19 protein-coding genes are annotated in these 22,840 nt (G+C 70.4%); 6 read left to right on the forward strand and 13 right to left on the reverse strand.

Translation table 11 applies throughout. The features are described 5' to 3' along the window. Positions 1-303: 303 nt before the first annotated feature. The 3 genes from OG966_RS27905 to OG966_RS27915 form a co-directional block, all read right to left on the reverse strand. Positions 304-2,070, reverse strand: coding sequence for a glycoside hydrolase family 18 chitinase (locus OG966_RS27905; RefSeq protein ID WP_326655403.1), 1,767 nt, complete (start codon positions 2,068-2,070; stop codon positions 304-306). 323 nt (positions 2,071-2,393) lie between these two features. Beyond that, positions 2,394-3,035, reverse strand: coding sequence for a response regulator transcription factor (locus OG966_RS27910; protein ID WP_326652640.1), 642 nt, complete (start codon positions 3,033-3,035; stop codon positions 2,394-2,396). Further along, entirely contained in the window at positions 3,032-4,234 is a 1,203-nt protein-coding gene (locus OG966_RS27915; RefSeq protein WP_326652641.1) for a sensor histidine kinase, read from the reverse strand. The genes OG966_RS27910 and OG966_RS27915 overlap by 4 nt, the downstream gene beginning before the upstream one ends. A gap of 151 nt (positions 4,235-4,385) precedes the next feature. Here OG966_RS27915 and OG966_RS27920 point away from each other — a divergent pair, with 151 nt between their 5' ends. Beyond that, the gene (locus tag OG966_RS27920; protein ID WP_326652642.1) at positions 4,386-4,952 is read left to right on the forward strand and encodes a hypothetical protein; all 567 of its coding nucleotides are present in this window, start codon (positions 4,386-4,388) and stop codon (positions 4,950-4,952) included. 85 nt (positions 4,953-5,037) lie between these two features. On the opposite strand, the gene OG966_RS27925 is transcribed toward OG966_RS27920, so the two are convergent. Beyond that, positions 5,038-5,610, reverse strand: a complete 573-nt coding sequence (locus OG966_RS27925) for a cob(I)yrinic acid a,c-diamide adenosyltransferase (RefSeq protein ID WP_326652643.1) — start codon at positions 5,608-5,610, stop codon at positions 5,038-5,040. Between the two features lie 353 nt (positions 5,611-5,963). On the opposite strand from OG966_RS27925, the gene OG966_RS27930 reads away from it, so the two are divergent. The 3 genes from OG966_RS27930 (at position 5,964) to OG966_RS27940 (ending at position 10,046) form a co-directional block, all read left to right on the forward strand. After that, entirely contained in the window at positions 5,964-6,812 is an 849-nt protein-coding gene (locus OG966_RS27930) for a 3-hydroxyacyl-CoA dehydrogenase family protein (RefSeq protein WP_326652644.1), read from the forward strand. Positions 6,813-6,981: 169 nt separating this feature from the next. Next, positions 6,982-7,305, forward strand: a complete 324-nt coding sequence (locus tag OG966_RS27935) for an STAS domain-containing protein (RefSeq protein WP_326652645.1) — start codon at positions 6,982-6,984, stop codon at positions 7,303-7,305. A gap of 260 nt (positions 7,306-7,565) precedes the next feature. Continuing rightward, entirely contained in the window at positions 7,566-10,046 is a 2,481-nt protein-coding gene (locus OG966_RS27940) for an ATP-binding protein (RefSeq protein WP_326652648.1), read from the forward strand. Between the two features lie 69 nt (positions 10,047-10,115). Here OG966_RS27940 and nucS read toward each other — a convergent pair whose 3' ends face one another. Continuing rightward, positions 10,116-10,787, reverse strand: coding sequence for an endonuclease NucS (gene nucS / locus OG966_RS27945; RefSeq protein WP_326652649.1), 672 nt, complete (start codon positions 10,785-10,787; stop codon positions 10,116-10,118). Between the two features lie 242 nt (positions 10,788-11,029). Here nucS and OG966_RS27950 point away from each other — a divergent pair, with 242 nt between their 5' ends. Beyond that, entirely contained in the window at positions 11,030-11,422 is a 393-nt protein-coding gene (locus OG966_RS27950; protein ID WP_326652650.1) for an SCO5389 family protein, read from the forward strand. 74 nt (positions 11,423-11,496) lie between these two features. On the opposite strand, the gene OG966_RS27955 is transcribed toward OG966_RS27950, so the two are convergent. Next, positions 11,497-12,528, reverse strand: a complete 1,032-nt coding sequence (locus OG966_RS27955) for an LLM class flavin-dependent oxidoreductase (RefSeq protein WP_326652651.1) — start codon at positions 12,526-12,528, stop codon at positions 11,497-11,499. Between the two features lie 214 nt (positions 12,529-12,742). On the opposite strand from OG966_RS27955, the gene OG966_RS27960 reads away from it, so the two are divergent. Beyond that, positions 12,743-13,072: an ATP/GTP-binding protein gene (locus OG966_RS27960; RefSeq protein WP_326652652.1), complete on the forward strand. Its 330-nt coding sequence runs from the start codon at positions 12,743-12,745 to the stop codon at positions 13,070-13,072. A gap of 5 nt (positions 13,073-13,077) precedes the next feature. Here the strand turns inward: OG966_RS27960 and OG966_RS27965 are convergent, their stop codons facing one another. From OG966_RS27965 to mce, 7 genes are all read right to left on the reverse strand, one after another. Then, entirely contained in the window at positions 13,078-13,905 is an 828-nt protein-coding gene (locus OG966_RS27965) for an ABC transporter permease subunit (RefSeq protein WP_326652653.1), read from the reverse strand. Further along, entirely contained in the window at positions 13,902-15,077 is a 1,176-nt protein-coding gene (locus OG966_RS27970) for an ABC transporter ATP-binding protein (protein WP_326652655.1), read from the reverse strand. The genes OG966_RS27965 and OG966_RS27970 overlap by 4 nt, the downstream gene beginning before the upstream one ends. Before the next feature lie 196 nt (positions 15,078-15,273). Then, positions 15,274-16,053, reverse strand: coding sequence for an ABC transporter permease (locus tag OG966_RS27975; protein WP_326652656.1), 780 nt, complete (start codon positions 16,051-16,053; stop codon positions 15,274-15,276). 3 nt (positions 16,054-16,056) lie between these two features. Then, entirely contained in the window at positions 16,057-17,040 is a 984-nt protein-coding gene (locus OG966_RS27980; protein WP_326652659.1) for an ABC transporter ATP-binding protein, read from the reverse strand. A gap of 100 nt (positions 17,041-17,140) precedes the next feature. Then, positions 17,141-18,079 (reverse strand): cellulose-binding protein, encoded by a 939-nt coding sequence (locus tag OG966_RS27985; protein WP_326652660.1) that lies wholly within the window; start codon positions 18,077-18,079, stop codon positions 17,141-17,143. A gap of 114 nt (positions 18,080-18,193) precedes the next feature. Further along, on the reverse strand, positions 18,194-22,150 hold the full coding sequence (gene scy, locus OG966_RS27990; protein ID WP_326652661.1) for a polarized growth protein Scy: 3,957 nt from the start codon (positions 22,148-22,150) through the stop codon (positions 18,194-18,196). A gap of 166 nt (positions 22,151-22,316) precedes the next feature. Continuing rightward, positions 22,317-22,745 (reverse strand): methylmalonyl-CoA epimerase, encoded by a 429-nt coding sequence (mce, locus tag OG966_RS27995; protein ID WP_326652662.1) that lies wholly within the window; start codon positions 22,743-22,745, stop codon positions 22,317-22,319. Between the last annotated feature and the right edge of the window lie 95 nt (positions 22,746-22,840).

The following is a 22,840-nucleotide window of genomic DNA, read 5'->3' on the forward strand; positions in this document are numbered from 1 at the left end:
GTGCCCCCGGGCGGAGTCTGGGGGAGAGTCAATGTGGCATAAATAGGCTGTCTCGTTGGGTGGGGGTGCCCCCGGGCGGAGTCTGGGGGAGAGTCAATGTGGCATAAATAGGCTGTCTCGTTGGGTGGGGGTGCCCCCGGGCGGAGTCTGGGGGAGAGTCAATGTGGCATAAATAGGCTGTCTCGTTGGGTGGGGGTGCCCCCGGACGAAGTCCGGGGAAGCGGGAACGTAGCTTGAGAGTGTGACAAAGCCCGGGAGAGCAGGCCTCCCGGGCTTCGCTGTACGCAGTGCTGGTCCGGACGGCTAGTTCAGGCCGCTGTTGATCGCGCCGACCAGCTCTCCGTTCGTGGTGTCACCGCTGAACTCCCAGAAGAACGCGCCTCCCAGGCCCTGGCCCTTCGCCCAGCTCATCTTCGAGCCGACGGTGGCCGGGGTGTCGTAGCTCCACCAGTTGCTGCCGCACTTCGCGTACGCCGTGCCGGCGATCGTTCCGGTGGACGGGCAGCTGTTCTTGAGGACCTTGTAGTCCTCGATGCCCTGTTCGTAGGTGCCGGGGGCCGGTCCCGTCGCTGTGCCGCCCGGCGTGCTCTGGGTCACTCCGGTCCAGCCGCGTCCGTAGAAGCCGATGCCCAGCAGCAGCTTGGCCGACGGCACGCCCTTCGCCTTGAACTTGGCTATCGCCTCGGCGGAGTTGAAGCCCGCCTGCGGGATGCCCGGGTACGAGGTGAGCGGGGAGTGCGGGGCGGTCGGGCCCTGTGCGGCCCAGGCGCCGAAGAAGTCGTACGTCATCACGTTGTACCAGTTGACGTACTGGGCCGCGCCGCCGTAGTCGGCCGCGTCGATCTTGCCGCCGGACGAGGCGTCCGCGGTGACGGCGGCGGTGACCAGGTTGTTCGTACCGAACTTGGCGCGCATCGCCTGCATCACGTTCTTGAAGGCGGCGGCGCCGCTGGTGTCGCAGGACAGACCGCAGGCGTTCGGGTACTCCCAGTCCAGGTCGATACCGTCGAAGACATCGGCCCAGCGCGGGTCCTCGACCAGGTCGTAGCAGGACTGCGCGAAGGCCGCCGGGTTGGCCGCGGCCTGGCCGAAGCCGCCGGACCAGGTCCAGCCGCCGAACGACCAGAGCACCTTGATGTTCGGGTACTTCGCCTTGAGCTTGCGCAACTGGTTGAAGTTGCCGCGCAGCGGCTGGTCCCAGGTGTCCGCGACGCCGTCGACCGCCTGGTCGGCGGTGTAGGCCTTGTCATAGTCGGCGTAGGCGTCACCGATCGCGCAGCGTCCGCCCGTGACGTTCCCGAAGGCGTAGTTGATGTGCGTGATCTTGGCGGCGGAGCCGGAGGTCACCAGGTTCTTCACGTGGTAGTTGCGCCCGTAGACGCCCCACTCGGTGAAGTAGCCGAGCTTGACCGTGGAGCCCGGGCCGGGGCCCGGATCGCCGCCACCGCCGGTGGTGCGGACCGCGCGGGCGCCGCTGACCGGTCCTGTCTGGTCCGCGGTGTCACGCGCCTGGACGGTGTAGGAGTAGTCGGTGCCGGCCGTGAGCCCGGTGTTGGTGTACGTCGTGCCGGTCACGGTCGCCACCTTGGCGCCGTCACGCAGTACGTCGTAGTTCTTGATGCCCTTGTCGTCGGTGGCGGCGGTCCAGCTCAGCGTCACCGCGGTGTCGGTGATGCCGGACGCGCTCGGGGTGCCGGGGGCGGAGGGCGGGTTGTCGCCGGGGACGCTGCCGCCGTCGCAGGAGGCGCCGTTGAGCTTGCAGCCGGAGGGGGCGCCGGGGCCCGCGCCGTTGAAGCCGAAGGAGACGGACGCGCCGGGCGCGAGAGTGCCGTTCCAGCTCTTGTTCTTGGCGGTCCAGTGGGTGCCGGAGCTGGTGACGTCGGCGTCCCACGCGGAGGTGACGGAGGTGCCGGAGGGGAAGTCCCACTCGACGGTCCAGGAGCCGAGGGAGGTCGTGCCGGTGTTCTTCACCGTCCACTTGCCCTCGAAGCCGGATCCCCAGTCGGAGACCTTGACGTAGCTTGCGGTGGCCGATGCGGCGGCCTGGGCGGGCGAGGCGAGGCCGACCATGGCGGCGAGGGGGAGCAGCAGCGCAGTCAGACCCGCGACGGCTCTGGATCTGAACTTATCTCGGTGGAGGGGGGCTTGGGTGCTCAAGGGGTGCTCCTCGAGTTGCGGACGGACAATCGGGGTGGTCCGTGAACTGCGCACCCTGCGACGGCTCACCGCAGCGTGTCCGGTGAGAGTAGGAAGGTCTGGACCAATCGTCAATAGGTCCAGACCAAAGCTGTGGTGGGTGGGCGAGAGGGTGGGATCGGCCGCGGGTCGGTTTGCGCGTGAGGTCTGAGTCCCACGCGGGCCGGACGTGCACCGGACGGCGAGTCAGAAGTGGGTCAGATACCCAACTCCCGTGCCAGTACGGCGGCTTGAACCCGGCTGCGCAGCGCCAGCTTGCCCAGCAGTCGGCTCACATGGGTCTTCACCGTGGCCTCGGCCATGTCGAGCCGCCCCGCAATCTCGGTGTTCGACATCCCCTCACCGATACAGGAGAGCACCTCGCGCTCGCGTCTGGTGAGTGGGTCGAGGACGGCGGGGCCGCGCGCGTTGGCGGACCGTGGCGCCGCGAACTCCGCGATCAGCCGACGGGTGACCGCCGGGGCGATGAGCCCCTCGCCGCGCGCCACTGTGCGTACCGCCTCGAGAAGGTCGTGGGCCTCGGTGTTCTTCAGCAGAAAGCCCGCGGCCCCCGCTCTCAACGCCCCGAAGACATACTCGTCCAGATCGAACGTGGTCAGCACGAGGACGTCGGCAAGCTGTTCGGCGACGACCTGCCGGGTCGCCGACACCCCGTCAAGCCGCGGCATCTGGACATCCATCAGGACGAGATCCGGGCGCAGTTCGCGGGCGAGCCGTACCGCCTCCTCGCCGTCGGCCGCCTCGCCGACCACATCGATGTCCGGCGCGCTGCGCAGGATGAGAACCAGACCGGCGCGCACAGCGCCCTGGTCCTCCGCGACCAGTACCCGGATCGTCATGCCGTCCCGTTCCCTTCGTCGAGGGGCAGCTCCGCCCGTACCTGCCACATCCTGGCTCCGTCCGCGGCGGTGACCGGCCCGGAGTCGAAGGTCCCCGCCAGCAGCGCCACACGCTCGCGCATACCGACCAGACCGGCTCCCGAGCCGGGGGCGCGCGGTCCGGGCCCGTCCGCGTCCCCGTACGGGCTGGTGACGCCCACCGTCAGCATCTGCCCGTCCCGGCCGAGAGCGACCGTGATCCCGCCGGGGGAGGCGTGCTTCAGCGCATTGGTCAGCGACTCCTGGATGATGCGGTAGGCGGCGAGCTCGACCGGTGCGGGCAGTGGGAGGTTCTCCCCGCGGTTGTCGGTGAGTGTGAACTCCAGGCCGCTGGAGGCGCCGTTCGTCCGTGCCTGCTCCAGCAGCGCGTCCACGCCGGCCAGCCTGGGCACGGCGGACGTCGACGTTTCGCCGCCGCTCTCCCGCAGCAGCCCGATCAGCCGCCGCATCTCGGCGAGTCCGTCGACGCTGTTCTCGCGGATGACGCCGAGTGCCTCGCGGGAGGTCTTCGGATCGTCGAGGGAGAGCGCGGCCGTGGAGTGGATGGCGATCGCCGAGAGGTGGTTGGCGACCATGTCGTGCAGCTCCCGGGCCATCCGGGCGCGCTCGGCGGTGACGGCCTGGGTGCGGTCGATCTCGGCGAGCAGTGCGGTCTGCTCGGCACGCAGCCGGGCCGCCTCGGCGGCGTCGCGGTGGGTGCGTACGCTCACGCCGGTCCAGGCGGGGGCCACCGTGACCACCGCGAAGAGCAGACCGAGCAGCACGGCCTGCGCATCCTGGAAGACGACGAGTGCGGTGACGGTGACGGCGGCGGTGGCCACCATGGACACGGCGGGGATGCGCCGAGCGGCGGCCGGAGTGCCGTAGAGGACCGCCGCGTAGACCAGGTCCGTGAACAGCGCGATCGTGGCGACGTTCCCGTCGGTGAACTGGTCGGCCAGCATCGCCGCACAGCCGATCGCCAGCGCGGTGTTCGGCATCGTCCGGCGCAGCAGCTCCGCCCCGCACATCACCGCCAGCGGCAGCAGCGAGAGCCAGCGCGGGTCGAAACCCTGACCGCGGCGGGTGTCCAGACCCAGCGACCAGAGCAGCAGGCCGCCGAGGAAACCGGCCACGGCGATGAGCACATCGTCGCGGTGGGGGCGGGGGAGAGCGGTCACCGACCCATCAAACACGGCAGGCGGCGCGCGAGCCTCCACGTCGCGGGTGAAGGCCGAGTACATCGAAGGATGCAGTGCCGCTTCGTCACTGCCGACGACGATTCACCGCCGTAGGGACGGGAGTGTGAAGCCGGAACGAAGGGAGAGTGCCGTGATCGTCACGCTGATTGTGATCTGCGAGGTCGGCTTCTGGGTGCTGCTGGCCACCGGACTGGCCCTGCGCTATCCGGCGAGGATGCCGCGGCTCGGCGCGGCCGTGCTGCTCTGCGAGCCGCTGCTGGAGGTCGTCCTGCTGGCCGTGACGGCGATCGACCTCAAGAACGGCGCCGCGCCGGACTGGAAGCACGGACTCGCCGCGGTCTACATCGGCTTCACCGTGGGCCTGGGCCACCACACGATCAAGTGGGTCGACGCCCGGGTCGCGCACCGCTTCGCCGGCGGTCCGCCGCCCGTCGGACCGCCGAAGTACGGCACCGCCCGCATGATCCACGAGTGGAAGACGGCCACCCGCTGGACCGTCGCCGCAGTGGTCGCCATGGGCCTGCTGCAGGTGGCGATCTGGTACGTCGGCGGCGACGGCGACATCGGTTCGCTGCGCATGTGGCAGCAGAGGATGCTTTTCGTCATCGGCATCAATGTGATCATCGCCGGGAGCTACACCCTCTTCCCGAAGAAGGCACCGGCGGCGGAGCGCGAACGGGTCGGCGTCGAGCGCTAGCCCGCTCGCGGAGCTCGTTCCGCGCCCCGCCCCTGCCGTACCCGCTGGGCGGGCGCGTCCGGGGCGAAGCCGCCGGGACAGTGGCCTAGCGTTCGCCGCCGGGTACCCAGAGCACGTCGCCGACCTCCTTGTTCGCCGTCCTCGCGAGGATGAACAGGAGGTCGGAGAGCCGGTTGAGATAGGTGGCAGTCAGCGGGTTCATGATGTCGCCGTGCACCTCCAGCGCCGCCCAGGTCGAGCGCTCCGCGCGCCGTACGACCGTGCAGGCCTGGTGCAGCAGCGCCGCCCCCGGCGTACCGCCCGGCAGGATGAAGCTGCGCAGCTTCTCCAGCTCCTCGTTGAAGCGGTCGCAGTCAGCCTCCAGCTTGTCGATGTAGAACTGCTCGACCCGCAGCGGCGGATACTCCGGCTCCGCGACCACGGGGGTGCACAGATCCGCGCCCACGTCGAAGAGGTCGTTCTGGACCCGGACGAGGACCTGTACGACCTCCGCGTCCAGCTGTCCGAGCGCGACGGCCGTGCCCAGGGCGGCATTGGCCTCATTGGCGTCGGCGTACGCCGCGATCCGCAGATCGGTCTTGACCGTCCGGCTCATATCGCCGAGGGCTGTCGTGCCCTGGTCGCCGGTGCGGGTGTAGATGCGCGTGAGGTTGACCATGCGACCAGCCTAGTTACGCACCGGCCCGCCGGAAGACACGTGTGCCGACCGTCACGGCCGCCGGCGCGAAGGTGATCGCCATGATCGCGCCGGACAGCACGGCCGCGAGGTGGTGGCCGTGCCGCTTCCCGGAGGGGGTTCTCCCGCGGAGGCCTCGTCCTCCCCGACGACATGGCGGAGGTCCTGGGGGAGAAGATCCTCAAGTGCGCCGTATGCGACGCCTGATGGGTCGCACCAGTGTGATGTCCGTAATACGAGACGTGACGCGCATCTCTTCACCACCACACGGCCCCTCACGAGCGCTAACCTCCCGCAGAGAGTCCACATGTAAACGGGTGTTAAGGAGTGCCGCAGTGGCCAGGAAGCTCGCCGTCATCGGGGCCGGACTCATGGGGTCCGGTATCGCGCAGGTCTCGGCCCAGGCGGGCTGGGAGGTCGTGCTGCGTGATGTCACCGACGCGGCCCTGACCCGCGGTACGGACGGCATCAAGGCCTCGTACGACAAGTTCGTCTCGAAGGGCAAGCTCGAAGCGGCCGACGCCGACGCGGCGTTGGCGCGCATCACCACCACCACCGACCTGGACGCCGTCGCCGACGCGGACATCGTCGTCGAGGCGGTCTTCGAGAAGCTCGAGATCAAGCACGAGATCTTCCGTACGCTCGACAAGCTCGTACGGGACGACGCCGTCCTCGCCTCGAACACCTCCGCCATCCCGATCACGAAGATCGCGGCAGTGACGGAGCGTCCGGAGCGGGTCGTCGGCGCGCACTTCTTCTCGCCCGTCCCGATGATGCAGCTGTGCGAGCTGGTGCGCGGCTACAAGACCAGCGACGAAGCGCTCGCCACCACGCGGGAGTTCGCCGAGTCGGTCGGCAAGACATGCATCGTCGTCAACCGCGACGTCGCCGGCTTCGTCACCACCCGCCTGATCTCGGCGCTCATCGTCGAGGCCGCCAAGCTGTACGAATCGGGCGTGGCCTCCGCGGAGGACATCGACATCGCCTGCAAGTTGGGCTTCGGCCACGCCATGGGGCCGCTCGCCACCGCCGACCTGACCGGCGTGGACATCCTGCTGCACGCCACGAGCAACATCTACACCGAGTCCCAGGACGAGAAGTTCGCGCCGCCGGAGCTGATGCGCCGGATGGTGGATGCCGGTGACATCGGCCGCAAGAGCGGGCAGGGCTTCTACAAGCACTGACCTTCATCGACCGTTTTGGTATCACCCCACAGGGTGAATTCGGTATCGGTTCGCTTACAAGCAGCAACCGCGCTGCCTGCACGGCAGTCAGTTGGTGCAAGACGGAACAAGACAGAAGCAGACCAGAACAGACAGACACAGGGCACTGAAGCACTCTCGGGGAGCGCATATGCACATCAGGGGCGACCACGCCGAGCTGGTCGTCGGGGGCCGCCTCGACGTCCGCAGCGCGGCGGACGCCCGTACGGTCCTGCATGCGGCGGTCGACAGCGGAGTCGGCGACCTGGTGCTCGACCTGACCGATCTCGACTCCTGGGACGCCACCGGGCTCGGGGTCATCATGGGCGCACACCGCCGGGCCGGCCGGTGCGGCCGCCGACTGGTGCTGCGCGGAGTTCCCCCGCAGATGCAGCGACTGCTGGTGGCGACCCGGCTGCATCGCATCCTTGCCGTCGAGGGCGGCATCGCGGCCGAAACGCTTCCCCGGGTGTGAACCGTACGACGCTCGCAATCCTCACGAGACTGTGACGTCACGGGCGGGGCGGCACCCCCCCGGTTCATAGATACTGAGCGAAGGTCTAAGGTTCGGTCGCCCGCCGTTTCGACGTACCCACGCGGCGGGCACCGGACCGAAGCTACAGCGGGGCGTGCAGAAAGCCGGGAGGGACACATCCGCACGCGGCTCCGCCACCAGAAAACACACGATCCTGGCGGGGACGAAGCTAAGCGAAGCGCATCTGGGGGGCTTGGACCATGGACAACGACAGTTTCGGCGAGGGCGCGGGCCAGGCCCGTACGCCGCGCGAGGCCACCACGCCGGACTTCGGACAGTCCGCGCCGACTCTCGCCCGTACCGTCCAGCTCGTCTCGGGCGACTTCCTGCTCACCGTCAATCCCGTCGACGGCAGCGAGATCGAGCCCTGCCCGCCCGGTGGGGGCCCCGCCCACGCCGAAGGCCATGGGGGAGAGCGGACCGCGCCGCCGGCCCGGCACAGCGCCGCCGAGCGCACCGAGCTGCAGCGCGCGGCGCAGCCGCCCGTACCCGCAGGGCCTGCCGCGCCGCGGCTCCCGCTGCTGGAACGCGACGAGGAGCGCCGACGGCTCGTACGGCTGCTGGGCCGAGGCCGCTCGGTGCGGCTCACCGGCCCCGCGGGCTCCGGACGCAGCGCCCTGCTCGACACCGTCGCACAGGAGTGCGCGGATCTAGCGCCCGACGGTGTCGTCCGCCTCAGCGGCCACCGCCGCACCCCCACCGAGCTGCTGTACGAGCTCTACGCCATCGTCCACAAGGCTCCTCAGCACCGGCCCGACCGGGCCGGGCTGCTCACGCTCGTCCGTGACATCGGTGCGATCGTCCTCCTCGACGACCTGGAGTTCGGTGGCGCCGCACTCGGCGAGCTGCTGGACTCCGCACCCGAATGCGCCTTCCTGGTCGCCGCCACACCCGACGTCGCCGCGCCCGCCGCGGACTCACACCTCGAAGAGGTCTTCCTCGGCGGTCTCGGCCGCAGCGCCTCGCTGGAGCTGCTGCAGCGCACCGTGGACCGGCCGCTCACCGAGGACGAGGCGAACTGGGCGGGCGACCTCTGGTTCGAGTCCGAGGGCTTGCCGCTGCGCTTCGTACAGGCCGGCGCTCTGCTGCGGCAGTGCGACGCCCTGCGTACCGACCCCGAGGACTTCGACCCGTACATGCCCGCCGACCGCGTCGAGGGGGGCGACATACCGCTGCCGAGTCTGGCGGAGGGTGCCGCGCCCGCCGCGCTGCTCGCCTCCCGGCTGAGCAAGTCGGCTCGCGAGACGCTGCGCTTCGCCGTCGCGCTCGGTGGCGAGGTCCCGCACCAGGCGCATCTGCCGGCGCTCGTGGGGGACACCCACGCGGACGCCGCTGTCGGCGAACTGATGAGCTGCGGCCTGCTCACCCCGGTCGGCACGCGCTACCGGCTGGCGGCCGGCGTGATCGCGCAGCTGACGGAGAAGGGTTACGCGACCGACGCGGCGGCACACGCACACACCGCCGCCCAGCACTACGCCTGGTGGGCCGGGCATCCCTCGGTGACGCCCGAGCGGGCCGTGGCGGAGGCGGACGCCGTGCTCGCGGCGCTGACCGCGCTCGTGCCCGGCCAGGAGTCCGGACACCCCAGCACGGCCGTACTGCTGGCCCGCAGCGCGGCGCCCGCCTTCGCGGCCGGGCAGCACTGGAGCGCCTGGGAGAAGACCCTGCGGGTCGGCTCCGAAGCGGCCCGGCTGGCGGGCGAAGTGGCCGAAGAGGCGTACTTCCACCACGAACTGGGCGTTCTGGCGCTCTGCAACGGCAACCTGGACCGGGCGCGCGCCGAGCTCGAGGCCTCGATCGGCATGCGCGGGGCGCTCGCCGACAAGCGCGGCACCGTGGCGGGTCGCAGGGCGCTGGCGCTCGTGACGGACCGCTCGGGCGCCCCGGTGCCGGGCGGCCGCACCCCGGCGGGCGAGGAGGTGCCTGCCGCGCGCCACGAGGAGTCGGCGTCGCCGCCCGGAGGCGTACCGGCGGCCGTGCCGCTCACGGGGCTGGGAAGGCTTTCCGGACTGGGTTCTGTGGGGCTGCGCAAGCCCTCGGACGAGCCCGCGACGACTGTGTCGCGGCGCGAGACGCCCGCGGGCGGTGGGTGGCCGGGCCGCGGCCGTTCGCTCCTCGGCGGCGCCCGGCGCAACCTCGTCGCCGCGGGCGCGGGGGCGCTGCTCGCCGCGGTGCTCGGCACGGTGGTGACGCTCGGCGCGACCTCCGACAACAACGACGCCCCGGGCAACAAGGTCAGGAACGGCCAGTCCGCGAACGAGGAAGACTCGCAGAACGGCCTGGACGCGGACGTGCCGGCCGACGGCTCGACCAGCAGGCCGGGCGGTGGGGGCGGCGGCGAACCGAAGAACCCGGACAAGGTGACGCCGGGCGCGCCCTCTTCGTCGGGTGCGCAGTCCACGCCCGGCGGCAAGCCGGCGTCGAGTCCGGCGACGCCGGAGGGCAGGCCGTCGACGTCGGGCAGGCCCACGACGAAACCGACGCCGAAGCCGTCCTCTTCCTCGTCGAGCCCGACTCCGACCACCTCCCCGCCTTCGAGCACGCCGTCCACACCGTCCACCAGCCCGTCGTCGAGCACGCCGTCGACACCGGACTCGGCCAGCGCCCCGGTCACGAACAGCAGCGCGCCCGGGGCGTCCGGTCCCTCCGGCTCCAGCGCCGTCTCCTCGCCGGTGATCTGACCGTCACAGGACGCGGTACGGCCCCGGACCGCATTGCCGCCCGGGCCGTACACACACTTCTCGTGATGGTCAGAACAGCCTGAGCTTGTCGTCCTCGATCCCGCGCAGCGCGTCGTAGTCGAGCACCACACACCCGATCCCGCGGTCCGTCGCGAGCACCCGAGCCTGCGGTTTGATCTCCTGCGCCGCGAACAAGCCCTTCACCGGCGCCAGATGGGGGTCCCGGTTCAGCAGCTCCAGGTAGCGCGTGAGCTGCTCCACGCCGTCGATCTCGCCGCGTCGCTTGATCTCCACCGCCACCGTCGCGCCGTCCGAGTCCCGGCACAGGATGTCCACCGGGCCGATGGCCGTGGGGTATTCGCGCCGGATCAGGCTGTAGCCCTGGCCCAGTGTCTCGATGCGGTCGGCGAGCAGTTCCTGCAAGTGGGCTTCCACGCCGTCCTTGATGAGGCCGGGGTCCACGCCGAGCTCGTGCGACGAGTCATGGAGGATTTCCTCCATCGTAATGATCAGTTTCTCGCCCGCTTTGTTCACGACGGTCCACACACTGTCCGTTCCCTCGCCGTCTTCCTTCAGAGTGCAGGGAGGGGACATCCAGTTCAGTGGTTTGTACGCCCTGTCATCCGCATGGATGGAGACGCTGCCGTCTGCCTTGACCAGGATCAGACGGGGGGCGGAGGGCAGGTGGGCCGTGAGGCGGCCCGCGTAGTCCACGGAGCAGCGGGCGATGACAAGACGCATGGTCGGCAACGCTACTCGACGGAAGCAGTTGCGCGCGATTCGCCCCGGAAGCCCCCTTCGTTATTTGGCCGGTTGTGTTCCCAATCTCCTGGTGCCCTCCGGCCAGCGCACTTACCGTGGAAGCAGGAGGTTGCCGGTCGTGCACTCTGCGTCGTCGTACGTCGTTCGTACGACGCCGTCGTCCGTCGTCCTCCTTCCCTGCCCGTAAGGCCCCGTTCATCGGGGCCGCGAGAGGAGAACCCATGTCGCTCGACGTCTCACCGGCGCTGTTGGATCAGGCCGAGCGAGGCGAGGTCGACGAAGCTGCCTTCGTCGACTGCGTCCGGACCTCCCTGCCCTTCGCATGGGAGATGATCAGTTCTCTGGTGGCTCAGCTGAAGGTGGACGGCGGCGACTTCGCCGACAACCAGACGCCCCCGCCGGACGAGCAGGCACGCGGTCAGCTGCTGCGCGCGCTCGCGAGTGACGCTATTCGCGGTGCTCTGCAGCGGCACTTCGGAGTGCGCCTCGCATTCCAGAACTGCCACCGCGTAGCGGTGTTCCCGCTGGACTCCTCGGTCGACGAGCGGCTCGCCCGCTTCACCTCCGTTCGGGCTCAGTTGCTCAATCAGTCGCCCGAATTCCGCGACTGCTGAAGTCTTTTGCTGCCGCTCCGCATCGCGGGAGGTGCTACTGGTGTCGGAGCGGCAGCACCTCCCGTACGGCGGACTCAGACCAGCAGAGACAGGACCTCTGTGCCCAGACGCCGCACATTCTCCTCCGTGGCCGCCAGATCGCCCGAGCCCTCGGCCAGCAGCGCGAACCGCGTGATGCCGGTACGTTCGGCGGTGGCCGCGATCCGGTCGGCGGCGAGCCGCGGCGGGCCCACCGGATGGAGCCCGCACAGCAGTTCCGTGTATCCCACCGGGTCCCGCATCGCGCGAGGCCGGCCGTCGACGGTCACATGGGCGTCCAGCCCCTGTTTGAGCCAGCCGGGCATCGCCTTCACCAGAGTCTCCGTGGCCTCGGCCCGGCGGTCCGCGATCTGGGCCACTCCGGCCGATACGTGCCCGGCGCCCGCGACCTCCTCGGGTGAGCGGCCCGCGGAGAGCGCGTGCGTACGCCAGAGGGCGACCATCTCCGCCTTCTCCTCGTCGTCGCAGTGCATCCCGAGCAGCATCGGCAGCCCGCGCTCGGCGGCGAGCCTCACGCTGTTCGGGGACGTACAGGCGACGATCACCTCGGGGCCGTGGGGCGGGCCGCCGATCAGCTCGTCCGGCCTGGGCACGACCGGGACTTCACGGAAGCCGAACCGTTCGCCGCTGGCGGCGACCCGGGGTTCGCGCAGCCAGCGCAGCAGCAGGTCCAGGGATTCGGGAAAGCCCTTCTCGTACGCGTCCAGGCCCGAGCCGAAGACCTCCAGATCGACCCATGGACCGCCTCTTCCCACGCCGAGGGAGAACCTCCCCCCGGAGGTGAGGTGCAGCAGTGCCGCCTGCTCGCCCAGCGCCACCGGATGGGCGCTCGGCAGTACGCTCACCGCGGTGCCGACCCGGATCCGCCGGGTGCGGCCGAGCAGCAGCGCGGCGAGTGTCACGGCGGACGGGCACACGCCGTACGACACGAAATGGTGCTCGGCCAACCAGACGGAGTCCAGACCGGACTCCTCCGCGACCTCGGCGGACCGCACCGCGCGGTGCAGCGCCTCCCCCTGTCCCTGGCCCGGGAATTGGGCCGCCAGCACAAACGTTCCCACGCGCATCGCCTTTTGCCTCCTTGCGGCCGACGCGTCACTCCCCCTACTGGCAACAACGCCTGACACGTGCCATAGGCACGGCCAATCGTGAAGTTGTTGCGATTTTCCGGTAACTGGCCCCTATGGGTGCCACGGTCTCACCCCGTGCGGGGCATGTACCCCCCGCTGCGGACCGTAGGCTGGAAGACGAACTGTCCGGACTTGCCCCCTGAGGTGTCACGTGTCCCCGCGCCGCAACCGCCCCCGAGGCGGCGAGAAGCCGACCGAGCAAACCAGCGAGCCGGGCGAGAGGTACGGCGGCCTCGGACGGAGCGAGTCCTGGCACGGCGAGGAGTGGTCGGTGCGCCATGTCGCCGGCGCAAGTGCCGCGGGCAAGCGGTACCGCTGCCCCGGCTGCGACCAGGAGATCCCCTCCGGGATGCCGCACGTGGTCGCCTGGCCCGAACACGGCGGCGTCGACGACCGGCGGCACTGGCACAAGGCGTGCTGGAACGCGAAGGACCGCCGCACCACGCGGGTGCAGCGGTCCCGTAACGCGCCGAAGTACTGAGGCAGTTACACGTCCCGTGAGGTGAGCGAGGCGTAGGCGCCGGCCAGCGCGACCGCCGTCACGCCCAGCGCGATCCACAGCGGGTCCCAGCCGGCCGGGCCCGACTCGGTCACCGCGGTGTCGTAGAGCACCCCGATCTGGTTCGGGATGGAGTACTCGAAGAGGGCCTGCTGCAGATCCCGCAGCGACTCCGAGAACATGAACATCGCCAGCACCAGCGGCAGCAGCACGACGCCGATCATGACGGTGATCGCGCCCGCCGAGTGGCGGATCAGGGTGCCGACGGCGAGAGACAGCAGACCGAGCGTCGCGACATAGACGCCGACGCCCACCGTGGCGCGGAACCACTCCTCGCCGGTGGACGAGCCCTGGCCCACGATCGCGATCTGCAGCGCGCCGACGAGCGCGGTGATCACCGTGGTGAGCGTGAAGACGAGCAGGAAGAAGACGATCGCCTTGGCGGTCAGCACCCGGGCCCGGCTCGGGCACGCGGTGAGCGTGGTCCTGATCATGCCGGTGCCGTACTCGGACGCGATGGTCAGCACGCCCAGCGTGATCACACAGATGCTGCCGAGCAGTACGCCGAAGAAGCCGAGCGAGAGGATCGACTGATCTCCCAGATCGGCGTCCGAGGCGGAGACGGCCACCGCGGAGAGCGCGCCGATGCCGACCATCAGCACGATCATGACGCCGAGTGTCCACATGGTGGAACGTACGGACCGGATCTTGGTCCACTCGGAGGCGAGCGCGTCGCCGAGATGGGCGCTGCGCTCCGGAATCGGCGAGGAGTACGCGGCGGCGGGTGCGCCCTGCTGCTGGTACGGGGTGGTCATCGGGCGTCCTCGGGCTTGGTCAGGTCGGCGGGTGCGGCAGCGGCCGGGGGCACGACGGGCGGAGCGGCAGGAGCGCCGGCAGGCGCGGCGGGGGCCATGGGGGCGCCGGCGTACGGGTTCGCGCCGGCGTACGGGTTCTGGCCGGGCTGGGGCGGCGGCGGGGCGTACCAGCCCTGCTGCGGCACCTCGGGAATCTGCTGCTGCGGCGGGAGGTAGCCCATCGGCGGCTGCTGCATCAGACCCGACTTCTGGTCCGTGGTCGAGCGGTAGTCGACCGCGCCCTGTGTCATCCGCATGTACGCCTCTTCCAGCGAGGCCTGGTGCGGCGACAGCTCCCACAGGCGTACGTCCGCGTTGTGCGCCAGATCGCTGATCTGCGGCAGCGGCAGCCCGGTGACCCGCAGAGCGCCGTCCGGCTCCGGCATGACCTGCCCGCCGGCCTCGGTCAGCGCAGCGGACAGCTTCTCGCGCTGCTGCGGGTCGGTCTGCGGCGTCCGCACCCGGGCGAAGTCCGCGGAGTTGTGCGAGATGAAGTCCTTGACGCTCATGTCCGCGAGCAGCTGCCCCCGGCCGATCACGATCAACTGGTCGGCGGTGAGCGCCATTTCGCTCATCAGGTGCGAGGACACGAAGACGGTACGGCCCTCGGAGGCCAGCTGCTTCATCAGATTGCGGACCCAGAGGATGCCCTCCGGGTCCAGGCCGTTGACCGGCTCGTCGAAGAGCAGTACCTGCGGGTCGCCGAGCAGGGCAGCCGCGATGCCGAGCCGCTGGCCCATACCGAGCGAGAAGCCCTTGGAGCGCTTCTTCGCGACTTCCTGGAGACCGACGACGCCGAGCACTTCGTCCACCCGGCGCGCCGGGATGCCGGAGAGCTGCGCGAGCGAGAGCAGGTGGTTGCGCGCGCTCCGGCCGCCGTGCACCGCCTTGGCGTCGAGGAGCGCACCGACCTGGCGGGGCGCGTTCGGCAGCTGCCGGAAGGTGCGGCCGCCGATGGTCACCTGGCCCTCGGTCGGCTGGTCGAGCCCGAGAATCATCCGCATCGTCGTCGACTTGCCGGCGCCGTTGGGGCCGAGGAACCCGGTGACGGCGCCGGGCCGTACCTGGAAGGAAAGGTTGTACACGGCCGTCTTGGCGCCGTAGCGCTTTGTCAGGCCGACTGCCTCGATCATTCTCCAGCCCCATCGACTTTCGGGTCGTCGGGGCCCAGGCCATCCGGCCGTACACCCCCGTAAGAGTTAGGAGGATATCCGTGCCTTGACGGTTCCGGCCAAGCCGTAACGCTATGGTGTCGGGTTTTGATCGGCCGGCGCGGCCGGGGCGAGCGTCCCGCCGGGCCGTGAGCTGCGTGGACCCGCCCGCAGCCGCCTACGCGTCCCGCTTCTTGAGTACCAGATAGCCGCCCAGCAGCGCCGCGACCACCCAGAGGACCATGATGCCCAGCCCGCCCCACGGCCCGTACGGAGCCCTGTCGCTGCCCATCGCATCCGGCACCACCTGCATGATCTTGGAGCCGGCCTGGTCGGGGAAGTAGCGAGCGACCGTCTTCGCCTTCGGCACGGACGCGAGGATCTGCGAGACCAGGAAGAAGAACGGCATCAGGATGCCGAGCGAGAGCATCGAGCTGCGCAGCATCGTCGCCACGCCCATCGAGAAGAGCGCGATCAACCCCATGTAGAGCCCGCCGCCGATGACCGCGCGCAGTACATGGTCGGCACCGATGTCCGTACGGAGATCGCCCAGCAGTGCCTGGCCCAGGAAGAAGGAGAGAAAGCTGGTCGCCATGCCGACCACCAGCGCCAGCACCGTGGCCACCGTGATCTTGCTGAACATGAAGGTGGCGCGCTGCGGTACGGCGGCGAGCGAGGTACGGATCATGCCGGAGCTGTACTCCGTACCGACCACCAGGACCCCGAAGACCACCATCGCGAGCTGGCCCAGGACCATTCCGGAGAAGCTGATGAAGGTCGGGTCGAAGGTGAGCTGCTCCTGCCTCGGCAGATCGTCGAAGGTCGACTTCAGCAGCGCGCTGAGCGCGGCGCCCATCGCGACAGTGACGACGAGGGCGCTCACCAGTGTCCAGGTGGTCGAGGAGACCGTACGGATCTTGGTCCACTCGGACTGCAGGACGGCGGGTACCGAGGCCATGGGTCAGGCTCCCTTGCTGCTCTGGTAGCTCCGGCCCCACTGGAGACCCGGTTGCCGGACCGGCGGCGGCGCTCCTTCGTCCGTCGAGTGCGCGTGGTATTCGACCGAGCCCGCCGTCATCCGCATGAAGGCCTCCTCCAGCGAAGCGCGCTGGGCGCTCAGTTCATGCAGAACGAGCTGATGCCGGGCGGCCAGCTCACCGAGCTGCTCGGTGGTCGCGCCGTCGACCTCCAGCATGCCGTTGCCGGACTCGACCGGAATGAACCCCGACTCGTGCAGCACATCGCGCAGCCTCTCCTGCTGCGGTGAACGGAGCCGCACGTAACTGCGGGAGTTCTCATGGATGAAATCGGCCATTGATGTGTCGGCCAGAAGTCTTCCCTGCCCGATCACGATCAAGTGGTCGGCGGTGAGGGCCATTTCGCTCATCAGATGCGAAGAGACGAAGATCGTCCGTCCTTCCGATGCAAGGGTCTTCATCAGATTGCGGATCCAGTGAATTCCTTCGGGGTCCAGACCATTGACAGGTTCGTCGAACATCAGGATCTCCGGATCGCCGAGCAGCGCGGAGGCGATTCCCAGCCGTTGGCCCATACCGAGCGAGAAGCCCTTGGACTTCTTCTTCGCCACCTGGGTCAGTCCGACGGTGTCCAGGACCTCGGCGACCCGCGAGGCGGGGATGCGGTTCGACTGGGCGAGACAGAGAAGGTTGTTGTACGCGCTCCGCCCGCCGTGCATCGCCTTGGCGTCCAGCAGCGCGCCGATGTACTTCAGCGGTTCCTCGAGGTCGCGGTAGTGCCTGCCGTCGATCCGCACCGAGCCACTGGTCGGGTTGTCGAGATCGAGCATCATCCGCATCGTCGTCGACTTGCCGGCGCCGTTCGGGCCCAGGAAGCCCGTCACCACACCAGGTCTCACCTGAAACGACAGATGGTCGACCGCGGTCAGGCTGCCGAAGCGTTTGGTGAGGCCCTCGAGCTCAATCATGCGGCCACGCTAAAGGCGCGCAAAGCCCCCCGCCACTGGAGTGGCGGGGGGCTCGACAGGTCCTCGACCTAGGCGACGTACCCGATGAAGGGGTCCGTACTCAGCGGGACTGCTGCGCCGGGACGCCGCGGGAGACCGGCTCGTCGTCGGCGGGGGAGCCGGCGGCGGCCACAGCCGCACCGGTCAGCGTGGCCAGCATCTCGCGGACGTTGGTCAGCTGCGCGTTGATCGAGTCGCGGCGGTTGGTGAGCGCCGCCAGCTCGCGCTCCGATTCGCTGCGGATCCGGTCGGCCTTGGCGTTCGCGTCGGCCACGATGTCCTCGGCCTGGCGCTGCGCGGTCTCCACCGTCTGACGGGCCCTGCGCTCCGCGTCCGTACGCAGCTTCTCGGCCTCGAGGCGCAGCTGCTCGGCGCGGTGCTCGATCTCCGCCAGGCGCTTCTCCGCCTTCGCCTGACGCGAGGCCAGGTCGCGCTCGGACTGCTCGCGGCGCTTGGCGAGGTTCGTCTCGAAGTCCGCGGCGGCCTGGGCGGCCTTGGCGCGGGTCTCCTCGAAGAGCGCGTCCGCCTCCTCGCGCTTGGACTGCGCGTCCTTCTGCGCGTCGGTACGCAGTGTAGAGGCGTCGCTCTTCGCCTTCTCGACGATACGGACGCCCTCGTCCTCGGCCTTCGCCTTGCGCTCCGAGGCGAACGACTCGGCGTCGTTGCGCACCTGCTGGGCGGCGGACTCGGCGAGCTCACGGTGCTGCTCGGCCGCGCGACGGGCCTCCTCGCGCAGGTCCTTCGCCTCCTCCTCGGCGAGGCGGAGGATCTTCTCGACGCGCGCACCGAGACCGGCGTACGACGGCTCCGCGTCGGTGACCTGGGCCTGGGCGTTCTGCGTCTCGAGGTGTAGCTCCTCGATGCGCTTTTCCAGAGAGGTGATTCGGGCGAGAGCACTGTCACGGTCGGCGACGAGTTTGGTAATGCGGTCATCCACCTGACCGCGGTCGTAACCACGCCGCACGAGCTCGAAGCCGAAGGGGGAGGAAGTGTCGCTCATGGGGTTCCTGTCGAATGAGACCGGTGAGGTGATAGGGGGAATCCTAGGGGCCGAAGCGGCGTGTCATCGAGCGGATGCCGGTTTGATCTGGAGAATGTCCAGCCTTTTGAGTGGCTAGGTCTCGGATGACTTGCCACTCGAACGTGTAACCCCCGCTGTCGCGCCCGCTTTGACGCCATTCTCCTTGTTGCCCCCGGACGGTGCCTCGAAGGACTCCAACGCTTCGAGCACATCCTGGACACGGGAAATCTCCGCCTGAATGTCCTCGCGGCGGCGCACCAGCACGTCGAGCTCCCGCTTGCCCTCCGTAACCGTGTGTTCGGCCTCGGCCTCGGACTCCGCCTTGAGCCGCTCGGCCTCCCGGAACACCTCGGCCTTCTTCTGCTCGGCCTCCTTGAGGAGCCCCTCAGCCTTCCGTACCGCGGCGATCCGGACCTTGCCGGCCTCCGAATTGGCCTCGGACAACAGCTCCTTGGCCTTCGCCTCGGCCTCGGCCTGCTGCTCGGTCGCGGCCTTCACCAGCTTGTCGACGCGCTCGCCGGCCGACTTCAGCTGCTCCGCGGTCTCGCGGCGGGCGCGCTCGTGCAGCTCCTCGATCTCGGCCTCGACCCGGGCCCGCAGCTCCTCGCCCCGTTCCCTGATGGCGGTGGCGTCCCGGCGCGCGCCGACCAGCAGCTCGTCGGCGTCCGTACGGGCCTTCTCCACCCGGGAGTTGCCCTCGACGACTGCCTCGGCGACCAGCCGATCGGCCTCCTTGCGGGCCGCACCCACCATGGTGTCGGCCTGCGCCTCGGCCTCGGTGGCCGCGCGCAGTGCCTCCTCCTGAGCCTTGTTGATGAGCTGGTCGGCTTGCTCCGCGGCGTCGGCACGGCGCTTGGCCGCGGCCTCGCGCGCCTCGTCCACCGTCCGGTCCGCCTCCGCCCTGGCCTCCGCACGCATCCGCTCGGCCGCCTCCTCGGCGTCCGCCCCGATCTTCCGGGCCTCGGACTTGATGCGCTCGGCGGCCTGCTGGGCGGAGCCCACCGTCTCGGCGGCCTCGGCGCGCAGCCGCTCCGCCTCACCGCTCGCCTCGGAGATCAGCTGGTCTGCCTGGGCGGCCGCGTCACCGCGGCGCTTGTCGGCGGCCTGACGCGCGTCGTCCAGGATCTGCTCGCCGTCGGCACGGATCCCGGCGTGCAGCCGCTCGGCCTCGGCCTCGGCCTGGGCCTTGACCTGCTCGGCCTCGGCGCGCAGCCGGGCCGCGGCCGACTCGGCGCCGGACAGCGCCTCCGCCGCCTCGGTGCGCAGCAGCTCGCTCTCGCTCGTCGCCTCGCCGATGAGCCGGTCGGCCTGGGCGGCGGCGTCGGAGCGGATGCGGTTGGCGTCCTCGCGGGCCTCGGCGCGGGCGCGCGAGGCATCCTGCTCGGCGGAGGAAAGGGCGTCCGCCGCCTCGGTACGTACCCGCTGCGCGTACTCCGCGGTGTCGGCGCGCAGCCGGTCCGTCTCGGTGATCGCGTCCCCGACGGTCCGCTCCGCGAGCGCGTTGGCGGCGTCGGTCTCCTCCTGGGCCCTGGCCCGCAGCCTGCCCGCGTCCTCGGCGGCCCGCTCGCGCTCGGCGTACGCGTCGGCGCGGACCCGGTCGGCCTCCTCCTGCGCCTCGGTCCTGGTGCGGTCCGCGGCGTGCTCGGCGGCCGAGCGCAGTCCGGCGATCTCCTGCTCGGCCTGGTCGTGGAGCCCATTGACGGAGTCCCGGACCTGCTGGGCGGTCTGCTCGGCCGCGGAGACCATCTCGGTGGCGCGCCGGTCGGCCTCCTCGACCAGCCGATGCGCCTCGGTCTGCGCCTCCTCGACCCGGTTACGGGCCGAGGCCAGCAGCTCCTCGCTCTGCTCCCGGGCCCGGTCGCGCTCCTGATTCGCCTCACTGCGCGCGGAGTCGAGGATCTCCTCGGCCTCCCGGCGGCGGCGGGAGGCTTCCTCCTGGGCGGCGGCGAGCGCCTCGGCGGCCTCGACGCCCACGCGCTCGGCGGCGGCGGCGGCCTCCGCCCGCAGGCGGTCGGCGCTCTCCTGCGCCTCGGTCTTGAGCCGCTCCGCCTCGGTGGCGGCCTCGGTGCGCAGCCGTACCGCGACGTTCTCGGCCTCGGCGCGGGTGGCCGAGGCGTCGGCGGCGGCGTCGTTGCGCAGCCGCTCGGCCTCCTGCTCGGCCTGCGCCTGGAGCGTACGGATCCGCTCGGCCGCCTCGCCGCGCAGCCGCTCGGTCTCCTCCGCGGCCTCGCGGCGGATCCGCTCGCCCTCGCCGCGGGAGTCGCTCAGGCCCTGCTCGGCGGCGGCGAGGCGCGACTCGGCCTCGGTGTGCAGCCGGGTCAGCTCGTCAGCGGCCTCGGCCTGGCGGGCCGCGATGGCGCGCTCGGTCTCCTCGCGCAGATCGGCCGCCGCCTGCTCGGCCGCGGACTTGACGCCCTCGCACTGCTCCTCGGCCTCGGCGCGCAGTCGGTCGGCCTCGGCGCGGGTGCGCTCCAGGGTCTCCTCGGCCTGCTTGCGCAGTGTGGTGGCGCGCTCGATCGCTTCGGTACGGACACGCTGGCTGTCGGTGGTCGCCGTGGAGCGCAGTTCGTCCGCGTCGGTCCGCGCCTTGGTGAGCAGCTCCTCGGCGGTGCTCGCCGCCTCCTCGATCTGCTGCACGGCCTCGCGGCGGGCCTCGCCGCGGATCCGCTCGCCCTCCGCGACCGCCTCGGAGCGCAGCTGCTCGGCCTCGCCGCGCAGCCTGCGCGCCTCCTCCTGCAGCTCGACGGTCTTGGCGCGGTACTCCTTGGTGTCGTCCTTGGCCGCGCCCTTGAGCTGGTCCGCCTGCTCGGCGGCCTCGCCGCGCAGCCGGTCCGCCTCCGCCTCGGCCTCGCGGCGGATCCGCTCGGCCTCCTCGCCCGCCTTGCGGGTGGTCTGCCGGGCGTCCTCGGAGGCCTTGGTCAGTACCTCCTCGGCGCTGCGCGCCGCCCTGGCCAGCTGCGCTGCGGAGTCCTCGGCCGCGATCGTACGAGCCTTGTCGCCCGCCTCGGCGACCAGTTTCTCCGCTTCGGCGCGGGCATCCGCGAGCGCCTGCTCGGCCTCGGTCTTGACCGCCTCGGATTCCTTGGTGGCCTCGCCGACCAGCCGGGCGATCTCCGCCTTGGCGGTACGGGTGCGCTGTTCGTTGACCGACTCGGCCGACGCCAGCTGCTTGGCCGCCGACTCCTTGGCCTCGGCCAGGAGTTTCTCGGACTCCGCGCGGGCCTCGCGCAGCTTCTCCTCCGCCTCCTGGGTCCGCTGCTCGGCGGCGCGGCTCAGTTCGGCGGCCTGCTGGCGGGCCTGGTCGGACTCGGCCGAGGTGGAGGAGCGCAGCTGCTCGGCGTGGGAGGTGGCCTCGTGCGCCTGGTTCGATGCGGCGTTCAGCAGCCGTTCGGCGTCCTTGCGGGCGCGCAGCAGGATCGTCTCGGCCTCGGCACGGGCGGCCTCCGCCGAGGAACCGAGCCGCTGGCGGGCCTCCTCGGCGACCCGGGTTGCCTCGGCGCGGGCCGCGGCCAGGGACTGCTCGGCCTCGGCGCGGGACTCGTCGAGGAGTCGGCGGGCCTGTGCCTCGGTGCGGGCGCGCAGCTGCTCGGCCCAGGCGACGTTCTCGTTGACGTGCGCCTCGACGGTCTGCCGGCGCTCGGCCAGCTCCTGGTCCAGGCGCTGGCGGCGCTGGTTCGCCTCGGAGTGCAGTTCGGCCTGGAGGCGTGCCTGGTGCTCGGCGTGCTCCTGGAGGATGCGCTGGGTCTGCGCGCGGGCGTCTCGCAGCTCGCGCTCGGCGTCCGAGCGCAGCTGGTCGGCCTGAATCTGGGCATTACGGAGCAATTGCTCGGCCTGGTAGCCGATGTCGGCGCTGTCGTAGGCAGGACGAGACGCGAGGTTGCGGCGCGCCTCATGGAGCTTGGCGCGCAATACCTCGACCTGGTAGCCGAGGTCCTCGGCGTGCTGGACGGCCTTCTCCCGATCGGTCTTCAGCCGGTCCATCTCGGCTTCGAACCGCGAGAGGTGGTCGTCGTCAGCTCGGTGGCTCTCCTGGCGTTCGTAGCCCCGCACTGCGCGGTCCCATCCGTCCCCTGGTCGCAACTGTCTCCGTACGAGCACCGTTCGCCGGCGAACGGCCCCCCGGGGAATGGTGACAGATCAACGGAGGGGACGCGGCACGGCCCCGGCCCGGCCCCGGCCCGGAACCGCCTACTCTACCGGGCCGGGAATCCGGAGGTCAGTGCTCCGTTGCAGAGGTGACGAGTTCGGTGAGAACGCCGTGGCAGTCCTTGGGGTGGAGAAAAGTGATACGGGAGCCCATGGAGCCAATACGGGGCTCGTCGTAGAGAACGCGTACTCCCTTGTCCCGGATGGACTGCGCGTCCGCGTCCACATGGGCGGTGCCGAAGGCGATGTGGTGGACGCCCTCACCATTCTTGGCCAGCCACTTCCCGACGGCCGAGTCCTCGCGGGTCGGCTCCAGGAGCTGGAGGTAGGAGGCGCCGCCGTCGGACGTCTCATTGATCTTGAGCATGGCTTCCCTTACGCCCTGCTCCTCGTTGACCTCGGAGTGGAAGACCTCGAAGCCGTACGTGGCCCGGTAGAACTCCACAGTCTTGTCGAGGTTGAAACAGGCGATCCCGATGTGGTCGATTCGCGTCAGCATGGCTCCAGTGCAGCGCCCCGGACGGTGGTTACGCAACGTGCGCGCGATCACACCGGCTGCCCGGTGACCGGGGACCGTACCGCTCAGTACATTGA

This window comes from Streptomyces sp. NBC_01750 (assembly GCF_035918095.1).
Taxonomy (GTDB): Bacteria; Actinomycetota; Actinomycetes; order Streptomycetales; family Streptomycetaceae; genus Streptomyces.

Coding starts and splice junctions, on each gene's coding strand:
- OG966_RS27910 (WP_326652640.1), bottom strand. CDS start 3,035: ATGACGATCCGGGTACTGGTCGCGGAGGACCAGGGCGCTGTGCGCGCC.
- mce (WP_326652662.1), bottom strand. CDS start 22,745: ATGCTGACGCGAATCGACCACATCGGGATCGCCTGTTTCAACCTCGAC.
- OG966_RS27925 (WP_326652643.1), bottom strand. CDS start 5,610: ATGGTCAACCTCACGCGCATCTACACCCGCACCGGCGACCAGGGCACG.
- OG966_RS27985 (WP_326652660.1), bottom strand. CDS start 18,079: ATGAGCGACACTTCCTCCCCCTTCGGCTTCGAGCTCGTGCGGCGTGGT.
- OG966_RS27940 (WP_326652648.1), top strand. CDS start 7,566: ATGGACAACGACAGTTTCGGCGAGGGCGCGGGCCAGGCCCGTACGCCG.
- OG966_RS27950 (WP_326652650.1), top strand. CDS start 11,030: ATGTCGCTCGACGTCTCACCGGCGCTGTTGGATCAGGCCGAGCGAGGC.
- OG966_RS27970 (WP_326652655.1), bottom strand. CDS start 15,077: ATGATCGAGGCAGTCGGCCTGACAAAGCGCTACGGCGCCAAGACGGCC.
- OG966_RS27980 (WP_326652659.1), bottom strand. CDS start 17,040: ATGATTGAGCTCGAGGGCCTCACCAAACGCTTCGGCAGCCTGACCGCG.
- nucS (WP_326652649.1), bottom strand. CDS start 10,787: ATGCGTCTTGTCATCGCCCGCTGCTCCGTGGACTACGCGGGCCGCCTC.
- OG966_RS27965 (WP_326652653.1), bottom strand. CDS start 13,905: ATGACCACCCCGTACCAGCAGCAGGGCGCACCCGCCGCCGCGTACTCC.
- OG966_RS27935 (WP_326652645.1), top strand. CDS start 6,982: ATGCACATCAGGGGCGACCACGCCGAGCTGGTCGTCGGGGGCCGCCTC.
- OG966_RS27905 (WP_326655403.1), bottom strand. CDS start 2,070: ATGGTCGGCCTCGCCTCGCCCGCCCAGGCCGCCGCATCGGCCACCGCA.
- OG966_RS27955 (WP_326652651.1), bottom strand. CDS start 12,528: ATGCGCGTGGGAACGTTTGTGCTGGCGGCCCAATTCCCGGGCCAGGGA.
- OG966_RS27975 (WP_326652656.1), bottom strand. CDS start 16,053: ATGGCCTCGGTACCCGCCGTCCTGCAGTCCGAGTGGACCAAGATCCGT.